Source organism: Eubacterium aggregans, from assembly GCF_900107815.1.
Classification (GTDB): Bacteria; Bacillota; Clostridia; order Eubacteriales; family Eubacteriaceae; genus Eubacterium_O; species Eubacterium_O aggregans.
Genome location: NZ_FNRK01000002.1, coordinates 138,072 through 162,139, shown reverse-complemented (window position 1 = coordinate 162,139; position 24,068 = coordinate 138,072). Strand labels below are relative to the sequence as shown.

25 protein-coding genes, 1 tRNA gene and 1 riboswitch are annotated in these 24,068 nt (G+C 47.1%); of the genes, 4 read left to right on the top strand and 22 right to left on the bottom strand.

Features of this window, described 5'->3' with window-relative positions; translation table 11 throughout:
* Window position 1: 1 nt before the first annotated feature.
* The 17 genes from BLW33_RS01960 to BLW33_RS01880 form a co-directional block, all read right to left on the bottom strand.
* Window positions 2-961: a Kae1-like domain-containing protein gene (locus tag BLW33_RS01960; protein ID WP_090304536.1), complete on the bottom strand. Its 960-nt coding sequence runs from the start codon at window positions 959-961 to the stop codon at window positions 2-4.
* Window positions 958-1,440, bottom strand: coding sequence for a transcription antitermination factor NusB (gene nusB / locus BLW33_RS01955; RefSeq protein ID WP_090304534.1), 483 nt, complete (start codon window positions 1,438-1,440; stop codon window positions 958-960). The genes BLW33_RS01960 and nusB overlap by 4 nt, the downstream gene beginning before the upstream one ends.
* Before the next feature lie 61 nt (window positions 1,441-1,501).
* Window positions 1,502-1,846 carry an Asp23/Gls24 family envelope stress response protein gene (locus BLW33_RS01950; protein WP_090304533.1) on the bottom strand — a complete coding sequence of 115 codons (345 nt, stop codon included), beginning with the start codon at window positions 1,844-1,846 and terminating at the stop codon, window positions 1,502-1,504.
* Window positions 1,847-1,857: 11 nt separating this feature from the next.
* Window positions 1,858-2,307, bottom strand: a complete 450-nt coding sequence (locus BLW33_RS01945; RefSeq protein WP_090304531.1) for a CD1247 N-terminal domain-containing protein — start codon at window positions 2,305-2,307, stop codon at window positions 1,858-1,860.
* A gap of 5 nt (window positions 2,308-2,312) precedes the next feature.
* Complete coding sequence (efp, locus tag BLW33_RS01940) at window positions 2,313-2,870, bottom strand: elongation factor P (protein ID WP_090304529.1); 558 nt, start codon at window positions 2,868-2,870, stop codon at window positions 2,313-2,315.
* A gap of 80 nt (window positions 2,871-2,950) precedes the next feature.
* On the bottom strand, window positions 2,951-3,811 hold the full coding sequence (gene prmC, locus BLW33_RS01935) for a peptide chain release factor N(5)-glutamine methyltransferase (protein ID WP_143032575.1): 861 nt from the start codon (window positions 3,809-3,811) through the stop codon (window positions 2,951-2,953).
* Between the two features lie 43 nt (window positions 3,812-3,854).
* Window positions 3,855-4,064, bottom strand: coding sequence for a 50S ribosomal protein L31 (gene rpmE / locus BLW33_RS01930; protein ID WP_090304526.1), 210 nt, complete (start codon window positions 4,062-4,064; stop codon window positions 3,855-3,857).
* A 110-nt stretch (window positions 4,065-4,174) separates the two neighbouring features.
* Window positions 4,175-5,908 carry a transcription termination factor Rho gene (gene rho / locus BLW33_RS01925; protein WP_242911565.1) on the bottom strand — a complete coding sequence of 578 codons (1,734 nt, stop codon included), beginning with the start codon at window positions 5,906-5,908 and terminating at the stop codon, window positions 4,175-4,177.
* A gap of 106 nt (window positions 5,909-6,014) precedes the next feature.
* On the bottom strand, window positions 6,015-6,821 hold the full coding sequence (locus BLW33_RS01920; protein ID WP_090304522.1) for a DUF2238 domain-containing protein: 807 nt from the start codon (window positions 6,819-6,821) through the stop codon (window positions 6,015-6,017).
* Between the two features lie 88 nt (window positions 6,822-6,909).
* Window positions 6,910-6,985 (bottom strand) — tRNA-Thr (locus BLW33_RS01915).
* Window positions 6,986-7,099: 114 nt separating this feature from the next.
* Window positions 7,100-8,353, bottom strand: coding sequence for a murein hydrolase activator EnvC family protein (locus BLW33_RS01910; RefSeq protein WP_143032574.1), 1,254 nt, complete (start codon window positions 8,351-8,353; stop codon window positions 7,100-7,102).
* 14 nt (window positions 8,354-8,367) lie between these two features.
* The gene (ftsX, locus tag BLW33_RS01905) at window positions 8,368-9,306 is read right to left on the bottom strand and encodes a permease-like cell division protein FtsX (protein ID WP_242911568.1); all 939 of its coding nucleotides are present in this window, start codon (window positions 9,304-9,306) and stop codon (window positions 8,368-8,370) included.
* Window positions 9,275-9,961 (bottom strand): cell division ATP-binding protein FtsE, encoded by a 687-nt coding sequence (gene ftsE, locus BLW33_RS01900; RefSeq protein WP_090244206.1) that lies wholly within the window; start codon window positions 9,959-9,961, stop codon window positions 9,275-9,277. The genes ftsX and ftsE overlap by 32 nt, the downstream gene beginning before the upstream one ends.
* A 167-nt stretch (window positions 9,962-10,128) precedes the next feature.
* The gene (gene metK / locus BLW33_RS01895) at window positions 10,129-11,307 is read right to left on the bottom strand and encodes a methionine adenosyltransferase (protein WP_090304520.1); all 1,179 of its coding nucleotides are present in this window, start codon (window positions 11,305-11,307) and stop codon (window positions 10,129-10,131) included.
* Window positions 11,308-11,407: 100 nt separating this feature from the next.
* A riboswitch (SAM riboswitch) is annotated at window positions 11,408-11,503 on the bottom strand.
* Between the two features lie 72 nt (window positions 11,504-11,575).
* Window positions 11,576-12,781, bottom strand: coding sequence for an aminopeptidase P family protein (locus BLW33_RS01890; protein ID WP_090304518.1), 1,206 nt, complete (start codon window positions 12,779-12,781; stop codon window positions 11,576-11,578).
* Window positions 12,782-12,807: 26 nt separating this feature from the next.
* Complete coding sequence (locus BLW33_RS01885; RefSeq protein ID WP_090304516.1) at window positions 12,808-13,605, bottom strand: Cof-type HAD-IIB family hydrolase; 798 nt, start codon at window positions 13,603-13,605, stop codon at window positions 12,808-12,810.
* A 1-nt stretch (window position 13,606) separates the two neighbouring features.
* Window positions 13,607-14,098 carry a COG2426 family protein gene (locus BLW33_RS01880; RefSeq protein ID WP_090304514.1) on the bottom strand — a complete coding sequence of 164 codons (492 nt, stop codon included), beginning with the start codon at window positions 14,096-14,098 and terminating at the stop codon, window positions 13,607-13,609.
* A 146-nt stretch (window positions 14,099-14,244) separates the two neighbouring features.
* Here BLW33_RS01880 and BLW33_RS01875 point away from each other — a divergent pair, with 146 nt between their 5' ends.
* The 4 genes from BLW33_RS01875 to BLW33_RS01860 are packed head-to-tail and all read left to right on the top strand — an operon-like array spanning window position 14,245 to window position 18,581.
* Entirely contained in the window at window positions 14,245-14,955 is a 711-nt protein-coding gene (locus BLW33_RS01875) for a tRNA 2-thiocytidine biosynthesis TtcA family protein (protein WP_090304512.1), read from the top strand.
* Window positions 14,956-14,976: 21 nt separating this feature from the next.
* Window positions 14,977-15,663: a response regulator transcription factor gene (locus BLW33_RS01870; RefSeq protein WP_090244198.1), complete on the top strand. Its 687-nt coding sequence runs from the start codon at window positions 14,977-14,979 to the stop codon at window positions 15,661-15,663.
* A gap of 10 nt (window positions 15,664-15,673) precedes the next feature.
* Window positions 15,674-17,467 carry a sensor histidine kinase gene (locus BLW33_RS01865; protein WP_090304510.1) on the top strand — a complete coding sequence of 598 codons (1,794 nt, stop codon included), beginning with the start codon at window positions 15,674-15,676 and terminating at the stop codon, window positions 17,465-17,467.
* On the top strand, window positions 17,460-18,581 hold the full coding sequence (locus BLW33_RS01860; protein WP_090304509.1) for a hypothetical protein: 1,122 nt from the start codon (window positions 17,460-17,462) through the stop codon (window positions 18,579-18,581). The genes BLW33_RS01865 and BLW33_RS01860 overlap by 8 nt, the downstream gene beginning before the upstream one ends.
* Window positions 18,582-18,595: 14 nt before the next feature.
* Here the strand turns inward: BLW33_RS01860 and tsaD are convergent, their stop codons facing one another.
* Genes tsaD through BLW33_RS01835 form a run of 5 tightly spaced genes read right to left on the bottom strand, consistent with a single transcriptional unit; the run spans window position 18,596 to window position 24,046 of the window.
* Window positions 18,596-19,633: a tRNA (adenosine(37)-N6)-threonylcarbamoyltransferase complex transferase subunit TsaD gene (gene tsaD, locus BLW33_RS01855; protein WP_090304507.1), complete on the bottom strand. Its 1,038-nt coding sequence runs from the start codon at window positions 19,631-19,633 to the stop codon at window positions 18,596-18,598.
* The gene (locus BLW33_RS01850) at window positions 19,614-20,324 is read right to left on the bottom strand and encodes a TIGR01906 family membrane protein (protein ID WP_090304505.1); all 711 of its coding nucleotides are present in this window, start codon (window positions 20,322-20,324) and stop codon (window positions 19,614-19,616) included. Before BLW33_RS01850 ends, tsaD begins: the two co-directional genes overlap by 20 nt.
* Window positions 20,317-20,772 carry a ribosomal protein S18-alanine N-acetyltransferase gene (gene rimI, locus BLW33_RS01845; protein WP_090304503.1) on the bottom strand — a complete coding sequence of 152 codons (456 nt, stop codon included), beginning with the start codon at window positions 20,770-20,772 and terminating at the stop codon, window positions 20,317-20,319. The genes BLW33_RS01850 and rimI overlap by 8 nt, the downstream gene beginning before the upstream one ends.
* A complete protein-coding gene (tsaB, locus tag BLW33_RS01840) occupies window positions 20,769-21,458 on the bottom strand; it encodes a tRNA (adenosine(37)-N6)-threonylcarbamoyltransferase complex dimerization subunit type 1 TsaB (protein ID WP_090304501.1) in 690 nt (229 codons plus the stop codon). Before tsaB ends, rimI begins: the two co-directional genes overlap by 4 nt.
* The gene (locus tag BLW33_RS01835) at window positions 21,458-24,046 is read right to left on the bottom strand and encodes a glycoside hydrolase family 3 C-terminal domain-containing protein (RefSeq protein WP_242911564.1); all 2,589 of its coding nucleotides are present in this window, start codon (window positions 24,044-24,046) and stop codon (window positions 21,458-21,460) included. The genes tsaB and BLW33_RS01835 overlap by 1 nt, the downstream gene beginning before the upstream one ends.
* Window positions 24,047-24,068: the final 22 nt, after the last annotated feature.

Below are 24,068 nucleotides of genomic sequence, written 5' to 3'. Positions count from 1 at the left end.
TTTATTTCTCCTGTCGATAATGCTCCCACGCCAGTAAGGCTAATCCCACCGCATTGTCTGTGGCGTACCGGGGATCTGTGAAAAACAGTTGTATTCCACTGCCCTTCAAGCGATGCTCAATGGTCTTCCGCACGATGCCATTGGCCATGACCCCTCCGGAAAATACCACCTGTCGAATCCCCTCTGCCTGGGCCGATGCCCGGACAGCCCGTTCCAGGGTCTTCCCAATGGCGCGAAACAGGGCATAGGCTACCGCTGACTGGGCTGCTCCGCCCTCTAATAATGCCAGAGCCTGATTTTCCTGCCCCGAGAAATGGAAATTTTGTCCCTCTACCCGGGAAGAAATGGTAAATTGATGTTCCACATCCTGCCTGGCCAAGGCTTCCAATGCCTTTCCGGCAGGAAAACCCAGTCCCATGGCGACACCGATGCGATCGATAAGCTGCCCGCTGTTTAAATCCAGGGTCTTTCCAAGGATTTCACAATCATACCCTATCTCCCTGGGGGTGACCTTTAGAATTTCCGAGGTTCCACCCGAAAAATGGACGGATAAAAAGGGGGCATCCAGGCGGTCGGACTGAATCCCGCACCCGTACATTGCCCCCCGAATATGGTTTTCCTGATGGCTTAGGGGCAAAAAGGGAATGCCCAGGACATGGGCTAAAGTACGCCCTTGGCCGCTGCCAGCCCGAAAAACGGGCATATAGGAATCCTCCACCGGCCGAGGAGAGACCGAAGCGGCAATTCCCACTACCTGTACTCGGCTAAAATCCAGAGACTCCAGCATTTCCGGAAGATTTCGGACATGCTGAAACAATGCCTCGGATTGCCGAAGCCCTCGTTCCCCTGCCTTGACCATTAATACCTGGCGGCTGTCCGAAAGAAGCTGTCCATCCTCATCGCACAGGGCGATGGATGTGGTGTAATTACTGGTGTCAATTCCCAGAAAGCACGGGGTCATTTTGCCCCATCCTCTTTCCCGGTTTTCTTCAAGATGTTTTCATTGGCAAAATTATTCAAAATACCGTTGATATACTTTGTGCTGTCTTCATCCCCATACTTTTTTGCCAACTCAATGGCTTCATTCATAGCAATTTCCTTAGGGGTTTCCATATAGAGCATCTCTGCGATACTCAGGCGCAAAATAGCCTTTTCCGCATTGGGAAGACGATCCAGGGCCCAGTCTTCTTTGAGATATTTTCGAATATAGCCATCAATGGTGTCCCGATTCCCAAGAACCGCCATAATGATTCCTTCAGCAAAACCAGTGGTGTCACCGGGAATGCTGTCTTCCGATTTTACCTCGGCATCGCCTTCCATAAAGCGCTCAATACATCGTTCCACATCCCGCCCTTCTCCGTGAAAGGGTATTTGAAATATCCCACGGAGGGCCTGTTCACGTTCCTGGGTTCTGCCCATCTTACTTTTTTTATCTGACATTTTTCACTCTCTCAATAACGTTCAAAAAGGCCGCAAGAGTATGCCTGCGACCTTCTCAGCTTTAGTATTTTCCGCTGCCCTTAACATGGATATTGACTTGGGAGACCTGCTTTCCAGCCATGATCTCCACGGATTCCTTCACCTTGATCTGGGCCATTTTGGCAACCTTCACAATATCCACACCACTGCGCATGATGACGTGGATATCGATTGTATAGCCTTCTTCGTATTCAACGACTTTGACACCCTTGGATACTGCCGACGGATTCAAAGCATCAATAAGCTCATCTGAAATCCGCATGAACATCTTTTCAATACCATCAACACCTAAAGCGGCCAGATTTGCAATTGAGCAAATCATTTCATTGGATACTTCCTTTGATTGTACATTGGGAATTTCATTCATGTTCTCACCACCTATTCGTGATGCTGCCCACACTGGCACCCATCGGCATGGGTCAGCTCTTCTACAACCTTTTCTTCCAGTTTGAATTGTTCCCCGCATTCCGGACAGAATACCTCATCCTCTTCAAAGGATTCAAAATCGGTCAGGTAAGCTGATCCGCAGCTGGGGCAGATGACTTCGTATAAATCATCGTCATCCTCATAATACTCGTCGTCTTCATCACCGAAGGCCATATCGTCCTCCAGGATGTACTCCTCCAAATCCGTCATATCGTCATCGATCATTTCCACATAATCTTCGAGTTCATCCTGGGCTTCCATGAGACCGTCGAGGGCATCGGTAATATCATCCAAAACATCTAACATCTTAAGGATAACCTTGCCTTCATTGGTGCTGTCATCCAAACCCAGCCCGTCAGACAGCCCCTTTAGATAAGAGACCTTTTCTTGAATATACTTCATCGTGATTATACACGTTCCATGTATTCCCCAGTACGGGTATCTACACGAATCGTATCTCCTTCCTCTACAAATAGTGGTACTGTGATGGTCGCACCGGTTTCCACTGTTGCAGGCTTATTGGCACCCGTAGCGGTATCCCCTTTAAAGCCTGGTTCCGTCTTGGTAACCTGCAGTGTAACAAAATTGGGGGCTGAAACCGAGAAGGCTTCACCTTTGAAGAACTTAATGGTTGCCGTATCATTTTCCTTTAAATATTTAAGGGCTTCTTCAACCACTTCAAAATTCAGGGGAATCTGTTCATAGCTTTCCGAATCCATGAAATAGTATAAATCACCATCACTGTACAGATATTCCATTTCCTTGGTATCAATGTGGGCTTTTTGAAATTTGTCGTTGGGGTTAAACGCTTCTTCCCGAATGGCACCAGTAATGACATTGCGATACTTTGTCCGGACAAAAGCAGCACCCTTTCCCGGCTTGACATGTTGGAAATCCACCACGACAAACACATTACCGTCCATTTCAAAAGTGACACCCTTACGAAATTCTCCTGCTGAAATCATCTATTCTATACCTCCATTTAAATACGCATAATTCTCTATATTATTTATAATAGCACAACTCGTTTTCAAACTCAAACGCTTTACTGTTCTTTATAGGAGTTTTTATATCCACCAACAGCCCGAAGGACCCCAATTAAATCCCGTTCCTCGGTATCGATGGTAAATCCTGCCGTTACCATGCGCTGGGCTAAGTCTCCAGCCTGGCCATCTCCTGCTTCAAAAAGAAGACGACCGCCATCCACTAGATGGTCTGGCGCCCCCTGGATAATCCGATTGTAGAGTTCAAAGCCATCATAGCCACCATCTAAAGCGAGGTGCGGCTCAAAGCCCTGAACATCTAACTCTAAGCCAGGGACAAGATCCCTTGGGATATACGGTGGATTGGAAACGATCAGATGAAACCGCCGGTCTTGTAAATCGGCAAACAAATCACTCTGAACAAGCTCTGCCTTTAGCCCAAGAGCATTGGCGTTTTCTGTTGCAGTGGTTAAAGCCCCCGGGGAGATGTCTGCCAGGACGACCTCCGCCTCTGATCGAAATTTTTTAATGGACAGGCCGATGGCTCCAGAACCCGTGCATAAATCCAGGACTCTTATCCCACGCCCATTCCCTGGTATTTGTGCTAGGGCAGCATTTACCACGGTTTCTGTATCTGGCCTGGGAATCAGTACCGCCGGACTGACGATAAAATCTAACCCCATGAATTCTTTCTTACCTAAAATATAAGCCGTGGGTTCATGGGCACAGCGACGTTCAATCAGGGCCTCATATCCCTCAACATCCTTCTGGGTAAGGGAATGATCCGGGTGGCTGTAAAAGTATACTCGGCCACAGCCAAGGACAGCATCCAACAAAATCTCTGCTTCCAAACGAGGCTGAGGAATATTTGCTTCATTAAATTGATAAACCGCTTTTTTTAAAGCATCTGTTATAGTCATCATTTTTTCATTATACACAAAAAGAAAAAGCCGGTTAAACCGACTCTTACTCTTCGCTCTTTAAACCAAATTTTCTGTTGAAACGTTCTACACGTCCGCCGGTGTCGACCAACTTCTGTTTCCCTGTAAAGAAGGGATGGCAAGCAGAACAGATTTCCACTTTCAGTTCATCTTTGACGGAACCAGTTTCAAAAGTATTACCGCAAGCACACTTAACGGTTGCTTTGCCATACTTTGGATGGATACCTTCCTTCATCAAATTCACCTCATTTCGTATCTTGTATTGATTATTATCATTTTGTATTCTAACAACTTGATTATTATAGCAAACAACGGGCTAAAAGGCAATTCCTATTTTGAAAATCTTTAAGAATTCTTTTTAAGGAACATTTTAAGGAACTCTTCATTATTATCCGTCCGCTCCAAAGTATTGATCACCTTGTCTGTTAGCTGAATGGCACTGGTAGACGCGTAGCTTTTACGAATATTATAGGTTACCTTCAGCTCCTCATTACTGAGCAGCTTATCCTCCCGGCGGGTTCCGGATTTATGCAGGTCGATGGCTGGAAATACGCGCCGTTCTGCCAATTCCCGATCTAAATGGAGCTCCATATTCCCCGTTCCCTTAAATTCCTCAAAAATAATATCATCCATACGGCTCCCTGTATCGATAAGGGCAGTGGCCAAAATTGTCATACTGCCGCCATGCTCAATTTTCCGGGCCGATCCAAAAAACTTCTTTGGGAAGTATAAAGACTCCGGGTCTAACCCCCCGGACAAGGTCCGTCCCGATGGAGCAATAACTAGATTGTTTCCCCGGGTTAGTCGGGTGAGGCTGTCCACCAAAACGACAACATCCTTCCCTTGTTCAACCAAACGTTTTCCACGCTCCAGCACGATTTCTGCCACACGAATATGGTTTTCCGGGGGTTGGTCAAAGGTTGAAAAGACAATATCCGCCTGAACCGAGCGTTTCATATCTGTCACTTCTTCCGGTCGCTCATCCACCAGTAAAATAATGAGCTCAATCTCCGGATGGTTTTTTGCAATTCCCAAGGCAATGTTCTTTAGAAGGGTCGTTTTCCCAGCCTTCGGTGCCGCCACAATCATCCCACGCTGTCCCTTACCAACCGGTGCAAATAAATCAATCATCCGGGTGGAGACCACATCCGAAACGGTTTCTAAGGTAATGCGCTCATTGGGGAAAATTGGTGTTAACCGCTCAAATTTTGGACGATGGGTCACGGTCTCGGGTAAATCGCCATTCACCCGCTCCACATATAAGAGCGCATCGTATTTTTCACCTTCATTGGGTTTTCGGATTCTTCCCTCAAGCTTATCCCCAGTTCGCAGATTATAACGGCGGATTTGGTTAGCTGCCACATAGATGTCTTTTTCTCCAGAAAGATAATTATTGGTCCTTAGAAAACCAAAGCCTTCGGAGTTAATGTCCAAGATCCCCCATTGGGTCCGCTTATAGCGATCTGTATCCTCTTTATCCTCGGTGTACATCAGGCTATTCATTTTTTCAATAATTTCGGTTGTCGGAGTCCCATTAACAATTTCCAAAAATAGCATCGCCGCATACTTTTCTCCGGTTTTGGGAGGGCGTACCTTTCCGCCAATGATGTCACCTGTTACCAATTTAAACTTTTGGATTTGTGAACCAGAAACATAAATGGGCAGCTCATTATCCCCACGATGAATAAACCCAAAGCCTTCAGGCAGAACTTCGACCGGTCCTTCAATTTCCACCGCATCCTGTATATTATCCTTTATCTTCGCGTAGCGGTTGTTGCCGCCATTGCGGCCTTTCCCCTTGATGTTCATACCTTTTTGGGGTTTTCTTTCCTTATTTTCCCGTGCTTTATACGACCCTCCGGTGGTCTGCTTACCTTCCTCATTTTTGACTTCTGGCTCTGTCTTTGTGGATGGTGCTTCTGCTGGTGGCTCTGACTTAGCCTTTACCGCTTGTCCTTCATTTAAAATAGCATCTACCAATTCCTGCTTTTTCATTCGACTAATTTTTTTAATTCCCAGTGCTTCTGCTTCCTGACGCAGCTCGGCCACTGTTTTTTTACTCATGTTTGCTTGATCCAAGGGAACCTCCATCCGAGAATTCTTTAAAGAAAAGAAAAAACTATGAAAAATATTTTGAAGATATTATTCAAAATATTATCATAGTTTCTACAATGTGTCAAAAAGGTTATTCAATGTTTTCTTCATCAGATGCACGTTTGCGTCTCAGCCTGGGCATAAACCGAGTGACAAAACTATCTTCCTTCCGATTTTTAATATAAATTAATCCAAAAATTGAGAAAACGACAGCTCCTACAAAATTAACGAATAAATCGCTCATGGTGTCAATCAGTCCAATATCAATGTAGCCAGGCCATTCCTGTCCATTAATCACCACACGATTAATATCCCAGGCTACAGCCACGTTGGCCCCATCGGGATTAAGAAACACCGAGCTGACCCAGGGCAGCCAGGTATCCTTTTGCATATCCGTTTTAAACATCATATCCATGAAAAATTCATAAAATTCCCATAAAACGCCGATGGTCATTGAAAAACAGAAGGCAAAGACAGCCACAAAAGCCGGGCTTAAATTAAAGGTAACATTTTCATTCCGGTTAAGAATATCAATAAGGGAGAATCCGATAGCAGCCATTAGAAAGCCGTTTATAGTGTGAAGCACGGCATCCCAATGTCCAAAAATCAGGTAATACTCCTGTATTTCCCCAAGAATTTCTGCTGAGAAAATAAAAATGACGATAATAACTTCTAGGGTCGTTGGTAGTTCAATGTGAAGCTGCTTATCAACAAACGTTGGAATCATGAATAGGACCAAGGTCAGTACACAAAGAAACACATTATTCCAATTTTGATTGTAAATTTGAGCAATCATCACCCCAACGACCGCAACCCGAAGGATGATATAGACAAAAGCCTTTACCCTCTTTTCAAAACGCTCATCCTGTTCTCTGGACTCCTTGGTTTTTTTATCCATGCTCTTCCCTTTCTAAAATCCTACCTGTCCTTACGAAAATAAAAAAGCGAAAGCCCTCAATTAGAAGGGTTTTCGCTTACGCTCTTGATGGAGCTGAGAGGGGGATTCGAACCCCCGACCTATTGATTACGAATCAATTGCGCTACCAACTGTGCCATCCCAGCAAATATCCACATTCTTTCAGATGCAGATTAAATAATAACAGAAAAAACAGGTGCCGTCAATAATAAAAACGGTGCTTTCAACGAAAGAAAGCACCGTTTTTCATTACATCGTGCTTAATAGGGAAGGAAATTCAGTGGATCTACGTAATTTCCACCGCCATCAATAAAGCTGATGTGGATATGGGCACCCGTTGAGTTCCCTGTACTTCCCACATAGGCGATGACGTCGCCCTGATTGACATAATCCCCCTCAGATACAGCCAGGGCACTGTTATGTCCGTACAGGGTCGAATAGCCATCATTATGGGCGATCATAACTGCGTTCCCGTAGCCCCCCCAATATTCTGACAGGGTGACAACCCCACTGGCCGCTGCATAAACAGGCGTTCCGTAGGATGCGCCTATATCCAACCCCTGATGATTAGTACTCCCGATACCACCAGGAGATTCCCGATAACCAAAATAGTCAGTGATAATATAACAATCACTTGGCCAGATGTAACCTGAAGAGGAGGCTACATTGGAACTTCCAGAAGAACTGCTACTGTCAGAGCTACTGGATGATGAGCCATTATTTGCTGCTGCTTCAGCTTGGCGCTGGGCTTCTTCTGCCTGGCGCTGGCGTTCTACCTCTGCAGCTTTTTCTGCTGCAATTTTAGCTAAACTATCTTCAGCCGCCTTAATTTCTGCATTCTGCTTTGCCACTTCTGTTTTGTATTCTTCAATAATGGCGTTATTTTTTGCTAACAGCTCATCCTGCTGAGCCTTGATCCCGCTTTGTTGGCTCAGAAGAGTTTCCTGCTCCGCCTTTGCCGACTCCGTCAGGGCTTTATTACTTTCGATGGTTGCCTTCTTCTTTTCGATTTCCTTCTGGGTCTGTTCCAACTGTGCCGCTGAATCCTGGTCCGCCTGGGCAATGGAAGCGACCATATCTGCCTTAGAAATCAAATCCCCAAAATCCGTTGCAGAAAAGAGGACCTCCATATAGCCTTCATTACCATACATATACATCACGCGAAGCCGTTCTTCCAGCTCTTTTTGCTGCTGGTCGCGCTTTGCTTCTGCTTTCTGTAACTCTGCCTCTGCACTCTTCTGTTGGGTGCTTAAGTCGCTTATTTTGCTGTCCAAATCGTTAATCTTTGTGGTTAATAAGGTAATCTGTTCATTGGCCTTATTGATTTCCGCGGTGATACCATCGATAGTGGTCTGGGTCATATCCACCTGATATTGAGCGGCATCTTTCTTCTGGGTAGCCTCTGCCTTTTGTTGATTCAGTTCATCCTCTGTAGCTGCCGCCACAGATGTTGCAATAATGGTCAGGCAAAAGAAAAAGGTAAAAATAAATCCAAGTCGTTTTAAATGCTTCATGTTTCCTCCAAATATTATACATCAAGGAATTTCCGAATGGCAAAGATACTCCCCAGGGCACCAATCACCACGCCATACACAATGAAAAAGAAAGACAATTGCCCCACCACAGCTCCGGGCGTGGCTAAGGTTGAGGTGATGGACAGCAACGAATTGCCACTTAAAAATCCCAACATGAAGAAGTAACCACTGCGCAGTGCCAGCAAGGCCACCACCGCCGCAATAATTCCTAAGAAGGTACCCTCCAGTACGAAGGGGATTCGAATATAGCCATCCGTTGCGCCAACATACTTCATAATACCGATTTCCTTACGTCTGGCAAAAACGGTAATTTTAATGGTATTGTAAATGAGTAATAAGGCAATAACGGATAAAACCGCCGTGACAACAATACTCATTAAATTGGCAAAGTGGTTAAAATTCGTCAATGCCGTGACATAATCTTCACCGTACTTAACGTATTCAATCCCCGTAGAGCTCAACCCCTCAGCATAGGTTTTAATGGCTGCCATATCCTCTGCATTCTTTGCCGTTACCACAAAGGATTCCGGCATGGGGTTGTTCTCAGCATTGAAGGAGGATAATAAACTGGAATAGCTGCTTAATTGGCCTGAAAAATTATTCAGGGCTTCATCCTTGTTTTCAAATTTAACACTTGCGATCATATCGCTGCTGCGAAGACCTTGTTCAATGGTTGTTTTATTCGCTTCCGTTACATCTTGCTTCAAAAACACTTTAATTTCTAATCCGGATTCTACATTGGCCGTGGCCTGTCTGATATTAATGGTGAGAATGAGGAAGAAGCCGAGAATGACCAGCGCCGCCATGATGGAAAAAACCGACGCCAAACTCATCAGGCTGTTCCGCTTAATACTGTTGGCGGTATCCCGGATCACCGACCGGGACATCGCATGCCATTGACTATTGGGCATTGGTGTATCCGCCCCTTTCATCACTGGTTAAACAGCCTCCCTCTAAGGTCAGCACACGCTTCTGCATAACATCCACCATTTCACTGTCATGGGTAACGACAACCACCGTCGTGCCATGGCGATTGATTTCCAGCAAAATCCGCATGATATCCTTGGAGGTCTCCGGATCAAGGTTTCCTGTCGGTTCATCACAGATGAGGATACTGGGATTATTAATAATCGCCCGGGCGATAACCACACGCTGCTGCTCCCCACCGGAAAGCTCATGGGGATAATGGTACATTCGATGGGATAGCCCCACCATTTCCAACGCCAGTGGAACCTTTTTCCGTATTTTACGCTCTGGCCGACCGATGATTTCCATGGCGTAAGCCACATTTTCATACACATTCTTATTTTCAAGCAGGCGGAAATCCTGGAAAACAACGCCTAGTTTCCGTCTCAGATATGGAATTTCCTTTTTTGAAAGCTTGGAAATATCATGGTTTTTAATTTTAACCACACCTTGGGTGGTTTCGATTTCCCTCAGCAATAATTTGATGAATGTCGATTTCCCGGCGCCGCTTCGGCCCACCAGGAAGACAAACTCTCCTTTATCGATGAAAAGATTGATATCCCTTAATGCGTCTTTTTCATTTTTTTCATAAGTTTTAGTTACATTAATAAACTCAATCATCTTAATACATCCTTACTAGTCAGTCTTTTCGTCACTAACCGATTCTTGGTATGATTATAACCGAAAAACGACATAATGTCCTTAATAAAGTGAATTTTTTTCAAAAAAAATTATGCCCTGAAGTTCTTCCAGAGCATAATCTTTTACGAAAATATCAGCTGTGACTTTTATAAGATTTCCTTGAAAACATCCACTAAATCCGTGTTTTCCCAGGGCAATTCAATATCATCCCTTCCAAAATGGCCATATGCCGCCGTCTGTTTGTAAATGGGTCGGCGCAAACCAAGATTACGAATTATAGCTTCAGGTCTTAAATCAACATGATTTTGAATCACATTAACTATATCTTCCTCACTTACAACTCCCGTGCCGAAGGTATCGACATAAATGGAGACTGGCTTTGCAACACCGATGGCGTAGGCCAGTTGGACTTCGCATTTCTTAGCCAATCCAGCGGCCACAACGTTTTTAGCAATATAACGGGCCGCGTAAGCAGCGGAGCGGTCAACCTTTGTCGGATCCTTCCCGGAGAATGCACCGCCGCCGTGACGCCCCATTCCGCCGTAGGTATCCACAATAATCTTTCTGCCGGTGAGGCCAGCATCCCCCTGGGGTCCACCAATGACGAAACGCCCGGTGGGATTGATAAAGATTTTGGTGTTCTCATCCATCAGGTCATCACTGATGACAGGCTTAATGACATTCTCAATCAAATCTCTGCGAATCGTTGCAAGATCCACAGCTGCATCGTGTTGGGTTGAAATAACCACAGTATCCACTCTCACCGGTACACCATCTTCGTATTCCACGGTGACCTGGGATTTTCCATCAGGCCGTAAATAAGTTAGCGTGCCATCCTTACGGACTTCCGAAAGCTTCCGGGCCAGCTTATGGGCCAGATAGATGGGCATTGGCAGATAAACCGGGGTGTCGTCGCAGGCATAGCCAAACATCATTCCCTGGTCTCCAGCACCGGTGGCCAGCTCGATATCATCGACTTCGCCTTCCTTAGCTTCCAGACCTTTATCAACACCCATGGCAATATCCGCAGATTGCTCATCAATGGACGCCAGTACCGCACATGTATCACAGTCAAAGCCGTACTTGGCCCGATCGTAGCCGATACCACGAATGGTTTCCCGGACCACCTTTGGAATATCGACATAACAATTGGTGGAAATCTCTCCGGAGACTAAAACGAGGCCGGTGGACACCGAGGTTTCACAGGCTACCCGGGCCATGGGGTCTTGTTCTAAAATAGCGTCTAAGACCGCATCAGAAACCTGGTCACAAATTTTATCCGGATGCCCTTCGGTTACGGATTCAGAAGTAAATAAACGTTTCATATACACTCCTTATGTTGTTATTTTTGTAATCGCGTGTTTACCTGGAATTCATTCGTTTATACGAAAAGGGCCCCAATGGAAACTGGGACCCTTTTGTGTCATCCCATCATCGCAGTTTTACTGCAGGTATTGGCACCATGCATCTGCTGGTTGCCGGGCTTCATCGGGCCTGTCCCTCTGCCTCTCTGGATAGGTAAATATTCAATTACTGCTTAATATCTTAATCATGGCAGGTGCTTTTGTCAAGTCCCTTAAGTATTAAATTCGATTAGATTTCATCCAATTCCTTAGGAATTTGAGGGGAAAGATTAACAGGGCCTTGGGTGGTGACGAGTATATCATCTTCAATGCGTACGCCGATTCCATAATCGGCCAGGTAAAGCCCGGGCTCACAGGTAATCACCATCCCAGGGGCAAGGACCATGCCTGGCTGTCGCCCTAAATCATGGGTATCTAATCCCAGGGGGTGGCCAACACCATGGTAATAGTACTGACCGATATCCCCATCTGGCGGCTCAATCCCGCGACGGCTTAAGTTTTCACAAAGCAGCTCTTTAGCGGCCTCCTGAATTTCTGCCATAGGCCGTCCCGGGGTGTACAGGGTAATGAGCTTTTTTTGCGCCTCTAATACCGATGCGTATACCCGTTCCTGATCCTTTGTAAAATGACCAGAGGCGGCCAGTGTCCGGCTGATATCCCCGCAATAACCCTCGTATCGGGCTCCTAAATCCAGTAATACCAGATCATCCTGGCCGATGGGATCTTGATTTGTAATATAATGCAGAGTCGGCCCATGGACACCCGAAGCCACGATGGTGTCAAAGGAGACGCTTTGGGCCCCAGCCATGGCAATGGCGTATTCAAACACTGCCTGTACCTGATATTCCATCATCCCAGGCTTTAAGTTCTGACGGACCGCTTTAATGCCTTCAGCAGTCATGGCAATGGCCCGACGAAGGGCCTCGATTTCCACATCCTGCTTGATATTGCGCAGCGCCTGCATTAAAGGGGCACTATCAGCAGATTCTGAACCAGACCACCCGGTGAGCGCCATTTCAATATTTCTTTTCTGATGTGGCGGAACCTCTGAATCCAGATAAAGACAGGTTTCGGTCTGGCCTTCCAGCCAATGAGCTAAGTGGCTTTGATAATCCACCTCATCAATTCCGGAAATCTGGGTGGCTTCTTCCTTACGAATCTTTTTCCCCACCCACTTTTCCAAAAGAGGGTCTACCTCATTGATAAAGAGATGGCAGGACACTTCGCCATCCCCAGTCTTGACCACGGCCAAGGTGACTTCTGGATCGGTAATGCCCGTCAAATAATAAAAATTGTTATTGGTAAAAAAGGGATAGTCTGCATCACCAGAACGCACCACTGACCATCCTGAAAAGAATAGTGCGATGCTATTCGGGGCCAGTTTTTCCCCCAGGCGCTGCCGATTTCCCGCGTAAAATGCTGCATTAAATGCCATAATCAAACCTTCTTCCTGTTATTGCATCATAAAATGTATCGCTCGATGAGCCAGGCGATTCCGTCCTCATCGTTAGTTTTTTCTCCAACGATATCCGCCGCTGCCTTCACATTTTCCATGGCGTTGGCCACCGCAAATCCTAAGCCGGCGCCCTCAAGCATCTGAATGTCATTTTCACTATCGCCGAAACAGGCGATTTCAGACAGTTCCACCCCGTAGATTTTCGCAATTTCCTTTAAACCATTTAATTTATTCATGTCCACCATGGTAATTTCCCGGAGGTTACGCCCCGCACTAAAGTTGATGGTCCCTGGTTGCTGGATTTCCTGAATACGGGCCAGCTCTTTCTCGGAGGTAAAGGCAAAGACGAATTTCATGGGGTTTTCCACTGCCATTAAATCATCAACGGGAAAGATATAGTCCCGCCGCGCCCCCTTGGCCTGATTATAGATGCTGCGCAGAGGCTGTTCTGCAATGTCGTAATACACATTCTCCCCATTGGTCACATAGCAGGGCAGCCCAATTTCCCGAACACGCTTGAGTACAGCGGCATAAATCCTTCGGGGAAACGCTCCCATGATCTCGAGAATCCCATCTTCATTAAAGATTGTGCCGCCGCCATCCCCTAAATGGGGATTTTTTTCCAACCCAAGGTTTATCATCCGGATAAAGGCCAATTGGGATTCATTGAACCGCCCGCTGGCTGTCACCACGTGAATGCCCTGATCTAAGCACGACAGAAGTGCCTGCCGATTGCCCTCCGTTACCCGTTTATCAGAAGTCAGAAGGGTATCATCCAAATCTAAGGCTAACAGCTTAATCATTTTAAGCCCCCACAGCAGCCAATCCCATGGCACACAGGATCGTCATAATGACCCCGGCAACCGCAGAGCCTAAAGCGACGGAGAGCATTCCCTGTTTAAAATCCATTTCAATAAGGGACGCTGCCAGACACCCGGTCCATACGCCGGTTCCCGGAAGGGGGATGGCCACAAAAATCATCAGTCCCCAGAATTTGTATTGGGTAATCTTCTTGGATTTATTGATTCCCCTTGTATGGAGCCAATTGGCAAAGGGTCCAAAGATCTTTGTTCCCCGCATCCAATTCAGCACAGCCGGCAGAAATTTTAAAATAAAGGGGGCCGGCACAATACTCCCAAGCCATGCCAGTAAAAAGGTCTGCAAATAGGGCATACGTAAAACCAAGTCTCCCCATGGGATGGCACCACGCAGCTCCACCACAGGAATCATCGAAATGATAAAAATCTCCAGCCAATCTGGGAAAAATGCAAAAAAATTAATAATCGATTGTGTCATTCGGATAATCTCCTTTGTTGTTTTCTTTTCCATAAAATGGTAAGATAAGAATAATTAGCATTCTGAAACGAATGCTTTCCCATTGTATCGGTTTTTCATCCCGATGACAACTAAAATGAAATTTTTTATAAAGGATTTATCAAGATATGCAAAAAATTCTCGGCTCAATGCGTCGGGCCATTCAGACCTTTAATATGATTACCGCTGGTGATCGTATTGCAGTGGGACTTTCTGGGGGCAAGGACAGCATTGCCCTATTATCCGCCCTTAAGCACTATCAGATTTTTTCGCCAGAGCCTTTTGAGCTCGAGGCCATCACCCTGGACATGGGCTTTCCAGGAATGGATTTTACCCCTGTTGTCGAGTACTGTCACCGCATTGGGGTTCCCTATACCATTGAAAAAACCCAAATCGGTCCCATTGTCTTTGATGCACGACGGGAGAAAAATCCCTGTTCCCTCTGCGCCCGCATGAAGCGGGGTGCCCTCCATGACCTGGCCCTTAATCGAAACTGTCACACCATTGCTCTGGGCCACCATATGGATGATGCGGTAGAAACCTTTTTCTTAAGCCTTTTTTATGAGGCCCGGGTTAATACCTTTCAGCCGGTCACCCATCTGGACCGAAAAGATATCACCTTGATCCGTCCCTTGGTCTACACCCGGGAAAAAGACATTCTCTTTAATAAAGAATGCCAGGCCCTTCCCATTGTTAAAAGCACCTGCCCGGCGGATGGCCATACCAAACGAGAGGAAATGAAAAACCTTTTAGCCCATATGCGAAAGATCATTCCGGAGCTGGATGACCGGGTACTGACGGCCATCCAGAATAAAGCACAATTTAATTTATGGTTTTAATGATAGAACAAAGGAGATCCCATGAACGAAAAAATTTTGGTGGTGGATGACGAAGCTGCCATCGTCGACTTAATTAAAATGGAGTTAGAATTTGAAGGCTACCAGGTAGAAACAGCTTATGATGGTGAAGAGGCCATTGAAAAGGGAAAGCGTTGGCTTCCGGATTTAATTGTCTTAGATATTATGCTGCCCAAGGTGAATGGGTACGATGTCTGTAAAACCCTCTCCCCTGTTTTAGAGGTTCCCATCATCCTCCTCACGGCTAAAACCGATATCGTCGATAAGGTATTAGGCTTAGAATTAGGCGCGGACGATTACCTCACCAAGCCCTTTGACAACCGGGAGCTTCTGGCCCGAATCAAGGCCCATCTCCGCCGTTCATCCCGTTCTTCGGATAATAAAAGCAAGAACGTCATTATCACCAACGGTCCTTTAAGCATTATGCCCGAGGAGCGAATGGTGCTTCTGGAGGGAAATGAAATCCATTTGACCCCCAAGGAATTTGATTTATTGTATCTCCTGGCCTCTAATCTGGAGCAGGTTTTCCCCAGAGATGCCCTTTTAGAAAAGATTTGGGGGTACGATTATTATGGTGATACCCGTACTGTAGACATGCACGTCCAGCGAATCCGCCGAAAAATTGATACCCAACCCAATAAATTTATCCAGACGGTTTTTGGTATCGGCTATAAAATGAGAAAAATCTGAGGAAAAACCCATGCAGCTAACCTATCGTGGCCGGATTATAGCCTATAATATCGCTATCTTCCTAGCCATCTTTGGCTTCATCCTGTTTTGCATCGTCCAGGGGACGATCTACCATTATGTAATCACCGCCCGCTCAGAGCTGGCGGTGATGGGACAAAATGCCACCCTTTATATTGAAGAGTCTGCTGAAAGTAATTCAGACGGAAGTGATGCTGCCGCCTATTTTAATAAAATGGCCCGTCAGATCAGCCGCACTCTCTCCGCAACCACCAATACGCCTGCCCTCATTTTTTCATCAGATGGCAAATCCTTATATAATCCCACGGATGACAGCTCCCTGGATTTTTCCGAGGCCATTTCCCAGGCAAAGGCCACCGGCAATGCCACAATGCTCTACACTGAATCCATGGGAACACCGGTTGTCGAATTTTTACAGCCCATCACTTTGGATGGGGTACACATCGGCTATATTGGCTTTCTATACTCCCTGGCTGCCATGGACGCCCAGCTGAATACCTGTCTGTTTTTTTACGCTCTGGGCTGCGCCCTGGGATTTCCCCTTTTGATTGTCATTACCCTATCCTATTCCAATCATTTCATCCAGCCCATTAAGGAGCTGACGAAGATATCAAAGGAAATCACCCATGGGAATTACAATGTCCAAATCCATTACCGCCGGGAGGATGAAATTGGGGATCTGACCCGAGTGTTCAACAGCATGACCCAGAACGTCAACAATGTCATCAATCAGCTGAATTCAGAACGAAACCGGCTGGCCAGCGTCTTAGCTTCCCTGGATGATGGTCTTTTAGCTTTAGACGCCAAGGGGAATGTCATTACATCCAATTCATATATTAAAACATATTTTGATGTCAGCAATCCGAAGACCATTTATGATTTTCAATATCAGTCCTTCCTCCGGGATATCTTTGATGATTTAAAAAACGGCAAACTGCATATTTCTGTGGAAGTCGACAGCAATGACCGAAATCTTCTGATTATCGGAAGTCCCATTCGAAAAGCTGAATTTGAAGAGAATTATATGATTGTCATCCGAAACATGACCTCAACCAAGCAGATTCAAAAGGAACAGCAGCAGTTCATCAGCTCTGTATCCCACGAGCTGCGGACTCCCCTGACCACCATCATCGGATATACCGATATGCTGAGGCGGCGTCAGGTTATGGAGGGCGAGATTTTAAACCGCTCTTTGGATACCATGAACCGTGAAGGCCATCGGCTCCTCCGCCTGGTGGACGATCTTTTAAATGTCAACCAGCTGGAACGGCCGGAATTTGATGTCAAAAAGACCAATCTGAACCTCCATACCCTCCTTGACGAGGTGGTGGAGCAAATGGAAATCAAATCCCAGCAAAAGGAAATCAGCATTAACTACAAATCCGATGAAAACCTCCCCGAAATCCTGGGCGATTACGGTCGGCTCCAACAGCTTTTTATCAATATCCTCCATAACGCCATTAAATATTCAGACAAGGGTGACATCATCGATGTGGTGTCGACCTTGGAAGAGGACAATATCATCGTTTCGATCCGGGATTATGGGGTTGGTATTTCTGAAAATGACCAGAAGAAGATTTTCTCAGCCTTTTACCGCGTGGAAGAAGATCGGGCCAGAAATGAAGGCGAAGGCGGCGCGGGCCTTGGCCTTTATCTGGCCAAACAAATTGTGGATAAGCATCATGGAACTATTTCCATGGAAAGCGTCCTGGGGGAAGGCACCAATATCAGTATTAGTCTTCCCATTTTGATTAAAACCGTACAGGAGGGCCTGGCCAATGAATAAACGACTCAAGATTATCGCAATCCTCCTAATATCGGCCCTTATGCTTTGCCTTGCTGGCTGTCGGAGCTTCTTCGTCCCAAGAAATGCTCCCATCACCGTTACCAATGCCACCGACGGAGCCATTCTTTCAGAGAAAAAACTAACCTCCCTGGGGAGAGGGAGTTTAATGGACATTAATGCCGCGAGCGATTATCTGTTAACCTCCGGCACCTCGGATACGCCGCCCATCACCTATAATCTGGATTTATATCGCCTGGATGCCAACAGCGGTTCCTGGTCTATTCTAAACTTTATTAACTCCGATAAACGTCAGCGCGGGGCCATATTTGCTGGCAACGGCAGCGGTGTCTTTTATATCGAAAAGGGAACCCTTCCCTCGGATGGCAGTGAAATCCTCCAATTGGTTTGGACCTCCCTGGATCGCACCAGCACCCGGGTCCTTTCGACCCAGGGGGAAAACATTATCTCCCCCCTCACGGTCGTGGGCGATGACATGGTTCTTTTTATCAACAATAAGCATGAGCTGGTCATGACGAACCCCGCCGGCGAACGCCGAACCTACACCATGGAAACAGGTTTTACCATTAAACAGCTGGATTATAATGTAAAGACCAAAACCATTTATTTTATCGGCTCACCCAATACCGCTGAGGAAAACAACCTTTACAGCATGGCCCTGGACAATGATGGTCAAAAGCTAAAACCTTCCCGTCTCGCCCAGGATGTCAATTGGCTTGATGTCAGTACTGATTCCTCAGATGTGCTTTATATTCAAAGGAATATGCCGATGGATAAGCTTTTTATCTACAGTCCGGAAAAAAAGCTTAAAACAGAAATTAGCCAGGGGAATTATACCCAGGCCTTTTTCGACCGGAATACCGATCATATCATTGCTGCCCAGTTTGATGATCCGGACATTCCCCAATACCAAAGCATCTGGATTATGGGTATTGATGGTAAGAACAAGCAGCAAATGCTTTCTCCCCATCTGCTGTCCTCTAACATTCGGATTTCTCCCGCCTCAGACGCTATTTATTTTTCAGCTTTAGAAGAAGATCCCACGATGAATGACCAGCAACGGGATATGCTTTACGCCATTACTTACCGACCATAGAAAAAGGGAAGGCCTCACTGAGGCCTTCCCTTTTTCTTTAACGGCGAATCGCCAATGGACATTCCCGGCTTAGCATTAAGGGTTAAATCCCCCAGCCTCCCGGCTTTAAAATTATAATAAGCCATGGATCCAATCATGGCAGCATTGTCGGTGCAAAGGATGGGGTCTGGATAGTACAGGGCAATCCCCTGGGCATCACAGGCCGACTGCATGGCCGCCCTTAGAGCGCTGTTGGCGGAAACTCCGCCAGCCAGGCAAAGCTTGTCCAGGTGGTACTCCGCAGCACAGGCTATGGCCTTTTCCACCAACACCTCCACCACCGCTTGCTGGAAGGAGGCCGCCACATCCTCTGCTACCACCGGCTCGCCCTTCATTTTTTTACCATTCAGATAGTTCAGAACCGCCGATTTCAGACCACTAAAGCTAAAATCATAGCTTCCCTTTTCCAGGGTAACCCGGGGGAAATCAATGGCCCTGGGGTTCCCCCTCTTAGCCGCTGCATCAATCCGTGGACCGCCAGGGTAGGGAAACCCCAAAACCCGGGCGATTTTATCATAGGCTTCTCCTGCCGCATCATCCCGGGTGCGTCCCACCACTTCAAAATGATCGTAATCCCTTAAAATAATGAGATTGCTATGGCCCCCAGAGGTTACCAGTGCCAGCAGTGGCGGTTCTAATTCCGGATATTGCAGGAAATTAGCGGCAATATGCCCTTCGATATGGTTAACCCCGATGAGGGGCTTTTTTAAGCTATAGGCCAGGGCCTTTGCCTCGGATACCCCGATGAGAAGGGCTCCCACCAGGCCTGGACCATTGGCCACGGCGATGGCGTCAATGCCATCCCAGGTTAATCTGGCTTCGGCCAGAGCATCCTCAATAATATAAGGCAGCTTAATGACATGGTTCCGGGAGGCAATTTCCGGAACCACCCCGCCGTATTTTTGATGGATATCAATTTGGCTATAAATCTGATTGGATAAAACCCGGCGGCCATCGGTAACGATGGCCACCGAGGTTTCATCACAGGATGTTTCAATGCTCAGTATATTCATTCTTTTTTTGTTTCTCCTCACTGCTTTCGATTCTTTTCATTCGGACACGCCCCGCAATGCCCAGGGCCACAAAGAAAAGGTCCATGGCCGCGGCCATACCGGCAACTCGAAGGGCCAAGTGGATAAAATAGGGCTCTGGTACAATGTTAATCAGTAAATCTTTTTTGGGGTCTAACAGCCAAAGATCATTGCTGAAGATCAATCGATGGGCTCCCTCAAAGACCGCTGTAAAATCCATACTTCCCAACAGGGCCAGGACAATCAACAAACCTAACCCCCAAAGGCCGCCGTAAATCAGTCCGCGGTATAGGCCTCTTTGGTCCCTTAAAAACAAAATGGTGCCACAGCACAAAAGGGTTAAAAGGGATACCGCCAGCAGAATACGGGACAAGGCGGTCAAGCCAGCCACATCAACCATGTGCTGTTGTTCATCCTCGTTAAACAAATGGCGGGTTTGCCCCGCTGTGTTTATGGTAATATCAAAATCCGACCGCTCCCCTTCCAGGTAATTGAAAATTTCCACGGCCACGTCACGTAATTCAGAATCGCTCAATCCCGTACGTTGGCTCACCCCATTGGTTTCTGCCTGAGCCATAAAATCATCCACATCATAAACGGACACTGGAATGGCGGCCATCAGGGCGAAAATCAGTACCCCCAGCCCAAGACAATAGGATAAAACCTTATTCATGGGTATCCGCCTCTTCCACAAGGGATTTAATCATCAAAATACCATCGGAATGATCCGGATAATAATCCTTTCGCAAACCATTGCGCTCAAAGCCTAACCCTTCATAAAGGCTGATGGCCCTGGTATTTCCAGCTTTGACTTCCAGAGTCATCACCACGCAGCTATGGCTTCGCCCTTCTGCCATGAGTGCCTTCATCAGCTGTTTTCCAAGGCCACGGCCCTGACCCCTGGGAGCCACTCCAATATTCATGACCTGGGCCTCATCGACGACGCACCAGATCCCTGCAAAGCCCAAAATTTCACCAGCTTCTTCCAGCACAATATACTGGGCCACGGGGTTATCCACTTCCCCTAAAAAGGATTCCTCTGACCAGGGAGACAGTCCGCAGGCTTCGCACAATTTATTGAGAGCACCTGCATCCTGGGGCATCATCTTTCGACTATTCATTTTTTCTTTTGTTCCTCCGCATAGGATGGCCGGATATACATTGGCTCAATGGTTTTATAATCCTGAACCTGACCTTTTTGAAGCTTTCTAAGGGCCAACCAAGCCGCCGAGGAGGCCCGATTCATCCGGATATGGGGTGGAGCCTTAAACGTATCCAGCTCCTCGGATATGGTTTCAAAATATTTGGGAACGCCGTCCCCCAGAACGTGGATGGGGCCATCAGTGATTTCAGACAGATGGCGGATTAAGGCGTCGATGGAAAGCACTGTATCCGGCAGCAAGGTTTCAAAGCAGCCATTGATAAATTGATACACTCCGGTGTAAACCTGGTCCCTCTGGGCGTCCAGAATGGGGCAGATAATCCCCTGGGTATAGGGTAAATTATAGGCCAAGGCCTCCAGGGTGGACACGCCAACCACTGGTTTATTTAACGCCTGGGCAAAGCCCTTCACCGTGGCCATCCCGATGCGCAGCCCCGTAAAGGAGCCCGGGCCGCAAACAATGCCAAAGGCATCCATCTCAGAAATATCCAGCCCAGCATCTGTTAAAAGATGATCGATGGCGGGCAGCAGCTTTTCTGAATGTTTTTTCTGGTGGTTAATAATGACTTCTCCCACCAGCTTTTCTTCTTCTATGACTGCAGCAGAAGCCACAATCGTCGCCGTATCTACCATTAATAAGCGCATTAAATCTCCTTCTTTATTTCCTTTAAATTCGCGTTGATTTCTTCCAGTAGTCTCTCTGGAAAAATATCTTGGGGAACCAGCTTTTGGATGCGCCGGAGGGTTAAGCCCATTCGAGCTGCAACACGCAGCTGTTCACCATCTAGAATATCCTCTGGGCAATACCGAGCCAAGACAGCCCGGGTATCCGGGTTATTCAGAAGGACGCTCATTTTATCCTCTACTGAATAGACCGTCGCCACATTGCCCTTAATGATCTTTCCAACCCAATCAAAAATTCCGGCAATCAATCCCTTGGAGGTTCCTCCTGCCGCTTCATCCCCGACCTTTAGCCTCTCCATGGTAAAGGTATCTGTTAAATCGCCATTATTCAAATATTCAATCAGAAGCGCGATGGTACGAGGGGCAATCAGCCCATGGGAAGCCGTCGTCAGCTTACAGATCGGTGTGCTGTAAAACATGGTTTTCGCAAAGCCCTGAAGATCCATGACGTTCTCGCCCGTTAACTGCTCCAGCTCTCTGGTAATGACCTCAAAGACCTGCGGGCCTTTGGGATGATCCAGGATATCCCCTAAATAGCTGTACTTTGTAATGGTTGGGATATAATTTCGGGTGATTTCCACGTCACTGGCTAAGGGAAGACCTCGGCTGGATTCCCCCACTTCAATGGTGTGGACTCCCCCTTCGGTGCACCATTTTTTCTCCTGGGTATTATAATACGTGAAAGCATCTTCCCCCAGTTCAAATTCCAGGGTAACCTGCTCCCCTGGGTTAAGGGCTACTTTTTTAAAAGTCCGAAGCTCACGAATCGGCCGCATGATTTTAGGGGTTCTCTGCCCGGTATACACCTGGACCACGGTTTTGCCCTTCACCGCCCCAGTATTCTTTACCTGACAGCTAATTCGAAAGGTATTATCCCCCAGGTGCTGAATGTCAAGATCTGTGTATTCAAAGGTTGTATAGGACAATCCGAAGCCAAAAGGATAACGCACCGGGCAGTCCACATGGTCATAATGGCGATAGCCCACAAAAATTCCTTCGCCATAAACAGCCGTATTCTCATCCCCGGGGAAGGAATCGTAACAGCCCGTATCCTGGAGTCTAAAGGGAATACTTTCAGCTAAATGGCCGCTGGGATTCACCTTCCCCGTCAAGATGCCGGATAATGCACTGCCAATGGATTCGCCCCCCAGCCAGGCCTCGATAATGGCTTGGGCTGCATCCCCTTCGGCCAGATCCAGGGCTCCTCCATTCATATAAATGAGAACCGTATGGGGATTGACCTGGGAAATGGCGGTAATTAGATCCTGCTGGTTCTTTGGAAGGGCCATATCCCTGCGATCATACCCCTCAGATTCCCATTGGGCTGGGAGCCCGACAAAGAGTAAGACAACATCCGTGTGGGCTGCCAAGGCCTGAGCTTCCGCCATCAAACACTCATTGCGCTCGGCATCACTATCAGAATAGCCCTGGCTGGAAACAATCTCTATCACCGACTCCAAGGCCTTTGTCAATGCCTCGTAAGGGGTATCGATGCTGATTTCATTGATTTTTGAGCTCCCGGCCCCCTGAATCCTTGGATCAAAGGCCATTTTACCAATAATGGCTACCTTCTGAAATTTTTCCTTCGTAATGGGTAGAAGATTTTCCTCATTTTTAAGCAAGACGATGCTTTCCTCTGCAATGCGCCGGGCTAGGGCATGCTGGGCCTCATAATCCACCTCACCACTGGGTTCTTCCCACTGTTCCCGGTGTTTAGCCGCTGTTAAGGCAAAATCGATATTGCGTTCCACCAAGGCATTCAAACTGCTTTTGCGCAGGGTCCCATTTTGGATGGCACAGGCCACCTGCTGGTCTCCCACACCGCCACTCCCTGGCATTTCCAGATCTACCCCGGCTTTGACGCCCTTTATCCGATTATACACCCCATTCCAATCGGTCATGACGATGCCGTCAAAGCCCCATTCCTTCCGGAGCACATCCGTCACAAGGGCCTTGTTTTGACTCATAAAAGCACCGTTCACCGCATTGTAAGCAGACATAACTGCCATGGGATGACTATTCTTAACGGCGATTTCAAATCCCTTGAGATAGATTTCCCGGAGGGTACGCTCATCGATATGGGCATCCACCGTCATCCGGCGGGTCTCCTGATTATTCGCTACAAAATGCTTGAGGGTACAGCCCACGGATTCCGCTGCCGCCCCCGTCACAAAGGCCGACGCCAATTGCCCGGATAGTAAAGGGTCTTCGGAATAATACTCAAAATTTCGACCGCATAAGGGCGAGCGCTTAATATTCAGCCCTGGCCCCAGAATAAGATCTACCCCTAGCTTTTTGGCCTCTTTGGCAATGGCTGAAGCCATCTCTGAAATCAGGGCCGGATTCCAGCTGCAAGCGGATAATCCCGCCGTTGGGAAGCAGGTTGACGGATAGCTGTCGGCGGCGTTAAAGCCTTCCCGAGGCTTTTCCACACGCATGCCATTGGGCCCATCAGACATCACCACTGCCGGAATTCCAAGATCTTCATAGGCTTCCGTTTCCCAATCATTTTTTCCTGAACAAAGGGATGCCTGTTGTTTTAACGTCATCCTTCTCCGTATCTTCTTTGCA

Bases quoted from the DNA above. Each gene is read 5' to 3' on its own strand.
- BLW33_RS01875 (WP_090304512.1), top strand. From the start codon at position 14,245: ATGCAAAAAATTCTCGGCTCAATGCGTCGGGCCATTCAGACCTTTAAT.
- rimI (WP_090304503.1), bottom strand. From the start codon at position 20,772: ATGAATAGTCGAAAGATGATGCCCCAGGATGCAGGTGCTCTCAATAAA.
- BLW33_RS01885 (WP_090304516.1), bottom strand. From the start codon at position 13,605: ATGATTAAGCTGTTAGCCTTAGATTTGGATGATACCCTTCTGACTTCT.
- BLW33_RS01920 (WP_090304522.1), bottom strand. From the start codon at position 6,821: ATGGATAAAAAAACCAAGGAGTCCAGAGAACAGGATGAGCGTTTTGAA.
- BLW33_RS01865 (WP_090304510.1), top strand. From the start codon at position 15,674: ATGCAGCTAACCTATCGTGGCCGGATTATAGCCTATAATATCGCTATC.
- BLW33_RS01860 (WP_090304509.1), top strand. From the start codon at position 17,460: ATGAATAAACGACTCAAGATTATCGCAATCCTCCTAATATCGGCCCTT.
- nusB (WP_090304534.1), bottom strand. From the start codon at position 1,440: ATGTCAGATAAAAAAAGTAAGATGGGCAGAACCCAGGAACGTGAACAG.
- BLW33_RS01880 (WP_090304514.1), bottom strand. From the start codon at position 14,098: ATGACACAATCGATTATTAATTTTTTTGCATTTTTCCCAGATTGGCTG.
- BLW33_RS01960 (WP_090304536.1), bottom strand. From the start codon at position 961: ATGACCCCGTGCTTTCTGGGAATTGACACCAGTAATTACACCACATCC.
- BLW33_RS01870 (WP_090244198.1), top strand. From the start codon at position 14,977: ATGAACGAAAAAATTTTGGTGGTGGATGACGAAGCTGCCATCGTCGAC.
- ftsE (WP_090244206.1), bottom strand. From the start codon at position 9,961: ATGATTGAGTTTATTAATGTAACTAAAACTTATGAAAAAAATGAAAAA.
- metK (WP_090304520.1), bottom strand. From the start codon at position 11,307: ATGAAACGTTTATTTACTTCTGAATCCGTAACCGAAGGGCATCCGGAT.
- efp (WP_090304529.1), bottom strand. From the start codon at position 2,870: ATGATTTCAGCAGGAGAATTTCGTAAGGGTGTCACTTTTGAAATGGAC.
- tsaD (WP_090304507.1), bottom strand. From the start codon at position 19,633: ATGAATATACTGAGCATTGAAACATCCTGTGATGAAACCTCGGTGGCC.
- BLW33_RS01945 (WP_090304531.1), bottom strand. From the start codon at position 2,307: ATGAAGTATATTCAAGAAAAGGTCTCTTATCTAAAGGGGCTGTCTGAC.
- BLW33_RS01835 (WP_242911564.1), bottom strand. From the start codon at position 24,046: ATGACGTTAAAACAACAGGCATCCCTTTGTTCAGGAAAAAATGATTGG.
- prmC (WP_143032575.1), bottom strand. From the start codon at position 3,811: ATGATGACTATAACAGATGCTTTAAAAAAAGCGGTTTATCAATTTAAT.
- BLW33_RS01950 (WP_090304533.1), bottom strand. From the start codon at position 1,846: ATGAATGAAATTCCCAATGTACAATCAAAGGAAGTATCCAATGAAATG.
- ftsX (WP_242911568.1), bottom strand. From the start codon at position 9,306: ATGAAAGGGGCGGATACACCAATGCCCAATAGTCAATGGCATGCGATG.
- tsaB (WP_090304501.1), bottom strand. From the start codon at position 21,458: ATGCGCTTATTAATGGTAGATACGGCGACGATTGTGGCTTCTGCTGCA.
- BLW33_RS01850 (WP_090304505.1), bottom strand. From the start codon at position 20,324: ATGAATAAGGTTTTATCCTATTGTCTTGGGCTGGGGGTACTGATTTTC.
- BLW33_RS01890 (WP_090304518.1), bottom strand. From the start codon at position 12,781: ATGGCATTTAATGCAGCATTTTACGCGGGAAATCGGCAGCGCCTGGGG.
- BLW33_RS01910 (WP_143032574.1), bottom strand. From the start codon at position 8,353: ATGAAGCATTTAAAACGACTTGGATTTATTTTTACCTTTTTCTTTTGC.
- rpmE (WP_090304526.1), bottom strand. From the start codon at position 4,064: ATGAAGGAAGGTATCCATCCAAAGTATGGCAAAGCAACCGTTAAGTGT.